15 protein-coding genes and 1 pseudogene are annotated in these 7336 nt (G+C 62.0%); all 16 read right to left on the bottom strand.

The features are described 5' to 3' along the window. A pseudogene (gene rps5p, locus QT222_RS10115) lies at positions 1-217 on the bottom strand (30S ribosomal protein S5); the annotation flags it as partial. Then, positions 214-768, bottom strand: a complete 555-nt coding sequence (locus QT222_RS10110) for a 50S ribosomal protein L18 (RefSeq protein WP_004060017.1) — start codon at positions 766-768, stop codon at positions 214-216. The gene QT222_RS10110 and the pseudogene rps5p, both read right to left, overlap by 4 nt. Further along, on the bottom strand, positions 768-1223 hold the full coding sequence (locus tag QT222_RS10105) for a 50S ribosomal protein L19e (protein WP_004060018.1): 456 nt from the start codon (positions 1221-1223) through the stop codon (positions 768-770). Before QT222_RS10105 ends, QT222_RS10110 begins: the two co-directional genes overlap by 1 nt. Then, the gene (locus QT222_RS10100; RefSeq protein ID WP_004060019.1) at positions 1223-1927 is read right to left on the bottom strand and encodes a 50S ribosomal protein L32e; all 705 of its coding nucleotides are present in this window, start codon (positions 1925-1927) and stop codon (positions 1223-1225) included. The genes QT222_RS10105 and QT222_RS10100 overlap by 1 nt, the downstream gene beginning before the upstream one ends. Then, positions 1927-2463 carry a 50S ribosomal protein L6 gene (locus QT222_RS10095; protein ID WP_491477090.1) on the bottom strand — a complete coding sequence of 179 codons (537 nt, stop codon included), beginning with the start codon at positions 2461-2463 and terminating at the stop codon, positions 1927-1929. Before QT222_RS10095 ends, QT222_RS10100 begins: the two co-directional genes overlap by 1 nt. 4 nt (positions 2464-2467) lie before the next feature. Then, complete coding sequence (locus tag QT222_RS10090; protein ID WP_004060021.1) at positions 2468-2860, bottom strand: 30S ribosomal protein S8; 393 nt, start codon at positions 2858-2860, stop codon at positions 2468-2470. A 2-nt stretch (positions 2861-2862) separates the two neighbouring features. Next, positions 2863-3039 (bottom strand): 30S ribosomal protein S14, encoded by a 177-nt coding sequence (locus QT222_RS10085; RefSeq protein WP_004042587.1) that lies wholly within the window; start codon positions 3037-3039, stop codon positions 2863-2865. After that, complete coding sequence (locus QT222_RS10080) at positions 3036-3554, bottom strand: 50S ribosomal protein L5 (protein WP_004060022.1); 519 nt, start codon at positions 3552-3554, stop codon at positions 3036-3038. The genes QT222_RS10085 and QT222_RS10080 overlap by 4 nt, the downstream gene beginning before the upstream one ends. Next, entirely contained in the window at positions 3551-4252 is a 702-nt protein-coding gene (locus tag QT222_RS10075) for a 30S ribosomal protein S4e (RefSeq protein WP_004060023.1), read from the bottom strand. The genes QT222_RS10080 and QT222_RS10075 overlap by 4 nt, the downstream gene beginning before the upstream one ends. Then, positions 4249-4605: a 50S ribosomal protein L24 gene (gene rplX, locus QT222_RS10070; protein ID WP_004060024.1), complete on the bottom strand. Its 357-nt coding sequence runs from the start codon at positions 4603-4605 to the stop codon at positions 4249-4251. Before rplX ends, QT222_RS10075 begins: the two co-directional genes overlap by 4 nt. A 1-nt stretch (position 4606) precedes the next feature. After that, on the bottom strand, positions 4607-5005 hold the full coding sequence (locus QT222_RS10065; RefSeq protein WP_004060025.1) for a 50S ribosomal protein L14: 399 nt from the start codon (positions 5003-5005) through the stop codon (positions 4607-4609). After that, on the bottom strand, positions 5005-5349 hold the full coding sequence (locus QT222_RS10060) for a 30S ribosomal protein S17 (protein WP_004060026.1): 345 nt from the start codon (positions 5347-5349) through the stop codon (positions 5005-5007). Before QT222_RS10060 ends, QT222_RS10065 begins: the two co-directional genes overlap by 1 nt. Beyond that, positions 5340-5771 carry a ribonuclease P protein component 1 gene (locus QT222_RS10055; RefSeq protein ID WP_004060027.1) on the bottom strand — a complete coding sequence of 144 codons (432 nt, stop codon included), beginning with the start codon at positions 5769-5771 and terminating at the stop codon, positions 5340-5342. Before QT222_RS10055 ends, QT222_RS10060 begins: the two co-directional genes overlap by 10 nt. 1 nt (position 5772) lies before the next feature. Beyond that, positions 5773-5985, bottom strand: a complete 213-nt coding sequence (gene rpmC / locus QT222_RS10050; protein ID WP_004060028.1) for a 50S ribosomal protein L29 — start codon at positions 5983-5985, stop codon at positions 5773-5775. Beyond that, the gene (locus QT222_RS10045; protein WP_491477089.1) at positions 5986-6888 is read right to left on the bottom strand and encodes a 30S ribosomal protein S3; all 903 of its coding nucleotides are present in this window, start codon (positions 6886-6888) and stop codon (positions 5986-5988) included. Continuing rightward, a partial coding sequence (locus tag QT222_RS10040) for a 50S ribosomal protein L22 (protein WP_491477088.1) occupies positions 6888-7336 on the bottom strand: 449 nt, incomplete at its 5' end. The genes QT222_RS10040 and QT222_RS10045, both read right to left, overlap by 1 nt.

The following is a 7336-nucleotide window of genomic DNA, read 5'->3' as shown; positions in this document are numbered from 1 at the left end:
CCCGGAACTTCCCCCGGCGGCCGGAGTCGGTAATACGCTGACCCTTGTTGATGTCGAGCACTTCGTCGTCCATCCCCGGAGGGAGCTGGTCGACGATCTGGGGCTCCTTGAGGGAAAGCCCGTTCCCGGGCGCCTGGCCCATCGAGGTGGCGTCGCCGTTCTGCACCATGCGGCCGGGCCGCGTTCGCGGCTCCCAGCCGTTGTTATCTCTGCTCATTCGTCCTCCTGAAGGTTCCCGAGCACTTCATCGAAGTGTTCGGGGAGGTTCGTGGCATCGAAGTCTCCACTGTAGAGCGGCTCGTCGAGCTGCTCTGCGTACTCAGCGATGTGGACACCGCGGTTGCGGTCCCAGTCAGCGAGTACTGCGTCGTTGTGGGGGATTTCGAGGCCAGCGTCGATAGCACCCTCCTGCACCGCGAAGACCTTGTTTCCGGGCGTGGCCGTGTTGAGGCCGATGTCGAGGACCGCTTCCTCGACGCCGGCGGCCAGCGCTCGGATACCTGCCAGGTACCCCGTGAGGTACGCGCTCGGGAGGTTGCCCGTGGGGGCTTCCCAGCCGTACTCATCGAGGTCGGCAGAGGTCGCTGCAGCGTGGGTCTCGTCGCCCTGCGGGCCCGGAGTGACCAGCTGCGCCCTGACGTGCTTGTTGCTCACGCGAGCAACAAGGCGGGGCTTGCCCGATTTCAGCAGGCGCAACCTTTGATGGTAGTCCGTCCGGACTTCGCGGCGACGCCGCATCGGAACCTTGTATCGTGGTCCGGTCGCCATTATTGAATCTCCACCTGGTAGTTGTTCTGGATGTATGCTTCAAGCCGGTCCACGCTGTCGAATTCGCCACCGGACGCCTTGTTGTAGAGCGTGCGGTACTGGGTACGGTCGAGCGTACCGTCCTCGCGAAGCTCCTTCAGGCGACGGCGCTGGGCGCGGATTCGGCTGACCCATGCGTCTTTCTTGTTCTGTCGAGCGCCGGAACGGCCCTTGCGGGAGCCGGCACCCTTGCGGTGACCGTAGGAACGCTTGGCGGCGCGCTCGCGTGCGCGACCTTTGGAGTTGCCCTTGGCGTTCTTGGCGCGAATCGTTCCCTCGTCGACGAGTTCACGAATGTCTTCGCGCGTGATGGCCTCCGCGATGTCGGACTGTGCCTCGGGGTCGAACCAAACTCGACCCTTGCCAACGTCAAGAACGTCGGCAGCCATTCGCTTCTGCGCTTTTAGGTCCGTCATCAGTTATCCACCTCAACTTCGACGTAGGTGGGGTTGAGAACGCGAATTTCGCGGTCCTCACACACTTCCTCGATGCGCTCGCGCTTGCGCGCGCCGACCGAGGAAGCAATGCGAACTGCCTGTGTGTCGCCGTCGACGCCCTCGAGGTCGTCCGTGTTGAACACGCGGACTTCCTCGAAGCCGGACGGGTGCAGGTCACGGGCGGCCTTCGGCGTGCGGTAACCCGCTTCGACCTTCGGGCCCTTACCCTTGACACCACGACGCTGCTTGGACAGACCACCACGGGGGCGACGCCACGACGTGGGCGTGCGCTTCTTCTTGTGGTAGTCCTGCCGATTGAACTGCGGCTTGCCCTCGCGGCGCTTCTGCGCCAGGGCCTCCGCCGTTTCGTCGTCGAGCTGGGGCTTCTTGTCCGCGTGACCGCGGGGGCGAAGCTCCGTCTCGACGTCTTCGGCTGGCTCTTCTACTTCGGCTTCGGACTCGTCTTCGACTTCGGCCTCAGCCTCTTCCGAGACTTCAAGGCCACCGACGTCGGCTTTGATACGCGCGGCAAGCGCGTTACCGATGCCGTCGACCTCGGCCAGTTCGGACTGGCTCGCGGCCTGTACGTCGTCGACGCTCTCGAAGCCGGCTTCGCGGAGTGCGTCGGCCTTCGACGGGCCGACACCGCTGATGTCTTCGAGTTCGGTGATTTCTTCCGACATTAGGCATCACCAGTCTTCGGTTTCTGGGTGATGTACACGCCGTCTGTGAACACGCGAGTGTCCTTGTCCTTGACGCGAGTGAGTTGTTCGATGTCGGCGGCGGTCTGCCCGACGTCTTCCTTGTCAGGACCCGTCAGGGTGACCTCTTCGCCGTCTACCTGTACGTCCGTGTCTCCGCGAATTTCTGCTCGTCGCGGGGACTTCTCGCCGAGGAAGTTCTTGATGACGACGTCGTCACCTTCGACACTCACTTGCATCGGGAAGTGAGCGTAGTGAACTTCCATCTGGTACTCCCACCCCTCGGTGGCGCCGTGAAGCATGTTGTTCACGTGGCTCTCGAAGGTACCGATCGTCGCGTTGGTCTTCGCGTTCTCGACGTCGCTTTCGATAGCGATTGCGCCGTCTTCTGCGGAGACCGAGACGTTCGGGTACCAGAGGCGCTTGGTGACGCTACCGTTAGGGCCCTCGATGGTGAGTTCGAGGTTGCTGACCTCGGCGGATACCTCGTCCGGGATTTCGATTTCTATTCGGCTCATTGTTCTAGTAGACGTAGGCGATGATCTGGCCACCGATGCCCTGTTCGCGGGCCTCGTAGTGGCTCATGACGCCGTGGCTCGTCGTGACGATGAGCGCACCGTAGTCACGGGCGGGGAGGAAACGCTTCTCCCATTTCTCGAAGTCGTCAGCGCCAGCGGAATACCGCGGCTTGACGGCGCCACAATCGTTGATTGCGCCTTTCAGTTCAACCTCGAACAGACCGGCCTTGCCGTCGTCGACGAACTCGAAGCCGTCGATGTACCCGCGGTCGTAGAAGACCTCGAGGACGGAGCCAATCATGTTGGAGGCGGGCTGGATCTCGTGGGACAGGTGTCCGACGCTCTCGGCGTTGTCCACACCGGAAAGCGCGCTACTGAGTGGGTCGTTGTCAGCCATTCTTATCGGTACTTCTTGAATCCCATCTCGCGGGCAATCTCTCGGAAGCACTGTCGGCACAGGTTGATGTCGTACTTACTGACAAGTCCCTGTTTCCGACCGCAGCGACGGCACTCGTTCTCCTGGCCGGTGCGGCGGGATGCGTGCTCGCCCGTCTGTTCTGTTTCGCTGTCGCTCATTCTTCAACCTCCACGTCGAACGTGGACTCGATGAACGCAACTGCGTCCTCAACGGTCATCCGGTGGGATGACGGAATCTGTCGGGAACGCTTGTCGCGCTTCTTCACACGGTAACCGGGGCGGACGATGTTGACCGTCACGTCCAGTCCGTAGATACCGATCTGCGGGTCGTACTCCTGACTCGGGAACTCGGTGTGTTCTTCGACACCAAAGCCGAAGTTACCGGTCTCGTCGAACGACGAGGCGGAGAGGTCCGTAATAGGGAGTGCGGTTTCGAGGAACTCGACGGCGCTCTCGCCGCGGAGCGTGACCTTCGCGCCGACAGGTTCGCCCTGACGGACACCGAAGTCCTGCGAGGCACGGCCGGAGATCGTACGAACGCTCTCCTGACCGGTAATCTCCTCGAGGATGTCTTCGGATTTCGCGAGTTCACGGCCACCTTCGCCGACGCCCATGTGGACGACGACCTTCTCGATGCGCGGGTCGCGCATCTCGTGGAATTCGGCCTCGCTCATTCATCATCACCCGTGAAGTTCTCGTCGATGACGACGACGTACTGTTCGACGGTTTCGAACTCGCCCTCGTCGGTTTCGACGACGACGGAGTTGTTCCCGCTGCCGGGCGTGACGATAATCTCGGTGACTTCGCCAATTTCGCCCGCGTGACTGCCGGCGACGGCGGTCACGAGTGCGCCTTCCTCGTAGGGGAAGTGTGCGACGATTTCCTTCGTCTCGTTGTCGACGACGATGGAGTCCTTACCGCTGTACTCCGAGGCGTCTTCGACGACGAGCGTGGCACCGTCGTGCAGCGTCAGCTGGAAGTTGCCGCCGGTGACCTGCGTCTTACGCACGATCTTTCCGAGGCGGCTGGATGCCGCATCAGCGTCGACGGGGGTCAGGGCCAGACGGCCACCCTCGTCGGGGAAGATGCGGTAGTACTCCTCACGCTGGACGAACGCCAGGATGTCGAACATCCCGATGGGACGGCGAACGTCGGAAGCCGGGTCGCCGTTGACCAGAATGCTCTGGTGGTTGAGGGCGTACTTGGCTTCCTTCTTCGAGTCCACGTAGCCGAGCACGTCGCGCAGGACGATGAGGAGGGGAACCCCCTCTTCGCCGTGCGGACCGGCGCCGGCTTTGACCGTGAACGTGCCTGTCTTGCGCTCGACCGGCCAGGACTTCGGTACGGACAGTCGCTTCTGGTGTCGAGTCATTCGTTATCCTCCTTGAGTCGGGCCTCGCGCACGTCGTCTTCGAGGTCCAGTTCCGTCACGCGGACGTTACTGGCCTGAAGGGGGCGTGGGACCTCTTCGCCGTCGGCTTTGGCAACGGTGACGTCCTCAACGAAGATGACGGCGTCAGTGAGGTCAACCTCGGTGACTTCGCCTTCTTCGCCGGCGAAATCGCCGCGGAGAACCTCTACCGTGTCGCCCGCGTTGACGCGGACGTTACGGCTGCCGTACTCCTCACGGAGGTCGGCCGACAGCGGTGCGCGGACCTGCTTTTGCCGCTCGTGGAGCGGCGCGTCGCGAGTCTGAGTTCGCTGTTTGCGCGGTTGTCGAGTCATACTATACAATCATCGTAGCCGTCGATGCGATACTCCCGAAGCGCTCGGCAACTTCGCGTGCGATGGGGCCCTTAATCTCGGTCCCGCGAGGCTCTTCCATCTCGTCGATGATGACGGCGGCGTTGTCCTCAAACTTCACACGCGTCCCGTCGGGCCGGCGGATCGATTTCCGCTGGCGGACGATGACGGCTTCGAGCACCTGGCGGCGCATCTCGGGGGTACCTTTGGTGACCGAGACGGTCACCTTGTCCCCGATGCCTGCCTTGGGGTGGCGGTTCTTCGTGCCGGAGTAACCCGCGACGCTGATAATCTTAAGTTCACGAGCGCCGGTGTTGTCGGCGCACGTGACCAGCGAGCCGCGAGCGACGCCTTTGGTGATGTCTGCTTTGAGCGCTTCCATCACTCGTCACCTCCGATAATCTCAACAACGACGTGAGATTTCGTCTTCGAGAGGGGGCGGGTCTCCGCAATCGTTACTTCGTCACCGACAGCGACGTCGTCGAGCACGCCCGGCACGTGTGCCGGGATGCGGGAACGTCGCTTCATGTAGCGGTCGTACTTCGGAACGAATACGTCGTACTCCCGCTCGACGATGACGGTCTTTGCCATGTCCGTCGAGACGACTGTCCCTTCCAGGGTCTGACCCCGGACAGAGAGCGAGCCGTAGAACGGACACTTCTCATAGTCGTATGCCTCCGGGTCGTCGGGTTCCGGGGGCTGTGGAACGTCAAGTCCTATCGCCATTTCGAGTCACCTGTAGTTTCGGTGCGCAGGGCGGGTCGTGAGAGCAGTTGTGTACCATCCACCGTAACGTAAGCCACGCCCTCGCAATTCCCGGACTGGGAAGCAGCCGAGTGTGACTCGGCGTGCCGATCAGACTGACTGGCATCAAATCCGCCAGTAGTATCCGACCGAAGTTTGGACGTGGTCCCCGACGCCTTCGCAGCGTCGGCGGCTTCATCTGTACACGGAATCTCAAATTCGAAGGTCGCCCCTCGCTTTGGCACCTGCCGCACCCGAGAGCCATCGTCGACCATGAGCGTCTGCATCGTCTCAACGACGATACGACCGGCTATCCCGACCAAATCGGGGTTTGCCGCGTCGACGACCTCTACGTGGAGGCCGTTAAGCTCGTGTCGCGTGAGGGTCTCGGGTGTGAGTGGCATTTTATTCTTCGTCGAGGTCGCCTTCTTCGCCCTGAATCGTCTTGATTCGAGCGATGGTCTTCTTCAGTTCAGAGACGCGGCCGGGGTTTTCCGGCGCGCCACCCGCGGCCTGAACGGCCTTCGCGTTGAGCAGTTCGGTTTCGAGCTCTTCGAGCTCGGCAACGCGCTCTGCGGGCGTCATGTCGCGAATCTCTTCGGTGTAGAGGATCGCCATTTATTCTTCCTCCGTTTCTTCGTCGTCTTCCATCTCGGCGACGAGGTCGGCCGCCTCTTCGGCGACATCTTCGTCGAGTTCGTCGTCTTCGTCGACGACTTCCTCTTCGACTGCTTCCTCGTCAGCGTCTTCGTCGACGACTTCCTCTTCGACCGCTTCAACGGCTTCTTCCTCGACGATGTCCTCATCGAGTTCCTCCGTCTCTGCGTCAGTGTCCTCGGAGACTTCCGGAATCTCCTCCGGTTCCTCTTCGAGGAGGTCTTCGACGCTTTCGGTCTCTTCGATCTGTTCGACCGGTTCGGGTTCGGCGTCTTCTTCGACTTCGAAGTCGTCGGGAAGCTGCGCACCCGGCGGGATGATCTTGACCGTGACACCGATGGTGCCGAGCTTCATGACGGCGACACCCTGGCCTTCGTCAACGATCTCCTGTGCCGGCTCACCGTTGTGCTTGATGTAGCCGCGGTTGAACTTCTCCACGCGGGAGCGGGCACCAGTGACCTTACCGGAGAGGACGATTTCGGCACCGAGGGCGCCAGCGTCCATGATGCGGTCGATGGTCGTGTGGCCCGCCTTACGGAAGTACCAACCACGCTCAAGCGCGTTGGCGAGGCGGTCGGCGACGATCCGGGCGTTGAGGTCCGGTTCGTCGACTTCCTGCACGTCGATCTGCGGGTCGTCGAGGTTGAACCGCTCTTCGAGTTCGCGGGTCACCTTGCGGATGTTCTTTCCGCCCTTACCGATGACCATTCCGGGCTTTTCGGCCTTGAGCACGATTTGGGTGCCCATCGGCGTCTTGGCGACGTCCATGCCGCCGTAGCCGGCGCGACCGAGTTCTTCTGCGAAGAACTCGTCGATCTGGGACCGCTGCAGTCCGTTCTCGATGAATTGGTGTTCGTCAGCCATTATTCCTCGACCTCTTCGATGATGAGTTCGACGTCACAGATTGGGGTGTTCCACGGGTCTGCCCGGCCGAAGGCACGGGGCTTCCGACCTGGGCGCTCGCCGACCTTGTGGGCGGCGATGTGCTTAATCTCCATGGCTGGTCCGTCGAATCCCTGTTCGGTCGCGTTGTTGCGGACGTTCTCGAGGAGTTCGAGGAACGCCTTGGACGCTTTCTCAGGGTATCGTCCTGCGTCCCAGCCCTCGATGTCGCTTCGGTGACCGACACCAGAGTTGTGTTGCTTGAACGGAACCGACCGCTCGCCGTCGATGACGGCTTCGAGGTACTCCTCGGCGTCGGCGACGGGCATCCCCTTGATGGCGCGGGAGATAGCCTTGCTGTGCTTGAGGCTGATGGGCCGGTCCCGGAGCATACCCTTGGCCGTTGTGTCCGGGTCGGCCTCGACGCTGT

This window comes from Haloferax sp. s1 (genome assembly GCF_058382125.1).
The sequence above is the reverse complement of the archived record's forward strand: the minus strand, read 5'-3'. Positions and strand labels throughout refer to the sequence as shown.

What these genes read in the sequence shown, in the direction of transcription:
- QT222_RS10110 (WP_004060017.1), bottom strand. Translation starts at nt 768, where the DNA reads ATGGCGACCGGACCACGATACAAGGTTCCGATGCGGCGTCGCCGCGAA.
- QT222_RS10105 (WP_004060018.1), bottom strand. Translation starts at nt 1,223, where the DNA reads ATGACGGACCTAAAAGCGCAGAAGCGAATGGCTGCCGACGTTCTTGAC.
- QT222_RS10100 (WP_004060019.1), bottom strand. Translation starts at nt 1,927, where the DNA reads ATGTCGGAAGAAATCACCGAACTCGAAGACATCAGCGGTGTCGGCCCG.
- QT222_RS10095 (WP_491477090.1), bottom strand. Translation starts at nt 2,463, where the DNA reads ATGAGCCGAATAGAAATCGAAATCCCGGACGAGGTATCCGCCGAGGTC.
- QT222_RS10090 (WP_004060021.1), bottom strand. Translation starts at nt 2,860, where the DNA reads ATGGCTGACAACGACCCACTCAGTAGCGCGCTTTCCGGTGTGGACAAC.
- QT222_RS10085 (WP_004042587.1), bottom strand. Translation starts at nt 3,039, where the DNA reads ATGAGCGACAGCGAAACAGAACAGACGGGCGAGCACGCATCCCGCCGC.
- QT222_RS10080 (WP_004060022.1), bottom strand. Translation starts at nt 3,554, where the DNA reads ATGAGCGAGGCCGAATTCCACGAGATGCGCGACCCGCGCATCGAGAAG.
- QT222_RS10075 (WP_004060023.1), bottom strand. Translation starts at nt 4,252, where the DNA reads ATGACTCGACACCAGAAGCGACTGTCCGTACCGAAGTCCTGGCCGGTC.
- rplX (WP_004060024.1), bottom strand. Translation starts at nt 4,605, where the DNA reads ATGACTCGACAACCGCGCAAACAGCGAACTCAGACTCGCGACGCGCCG.
- QT222_RS10065 (WP_004060025.1), bottom strand. Translation starts at nt 5,005, where the DNA reads ATGGAAGCGCTCAAAGCAGACATCACCAAAGGCGTCGCTCGCGGCTCG.
- QT222_RS10060 (WP_004060026.1), bottom strand. Translation starts at nt 5,349, where the DNA reads ATGGCGATAGGACTTGACGTTCCACAGCCCCCGGAACCCGACGACCCG.
- QT222_RS10055 (WP_004060027.1), bottom strand. Translation starts at nt 5,771, where the DNA reads ATGCCACTCACACCCGAGACCCTCACGCGACACGAGCTTAACGGCCTC.
- rpmC (WP_004060028.1), bottom strand. Translation starts at nt 5,985, where the DNA reads ATGGCGATCCTCTACACCGAAGAGATTCGCGACATGACGCCCGCAGAG.
- QT222_RS10045 (WP_491477089.1), bottom strand. Translation starts at nt 6,888, where the DNA reads ATGGCTGACGAACACCAATTCATCGAGAACGGACTGCAGCGGTCCCAG.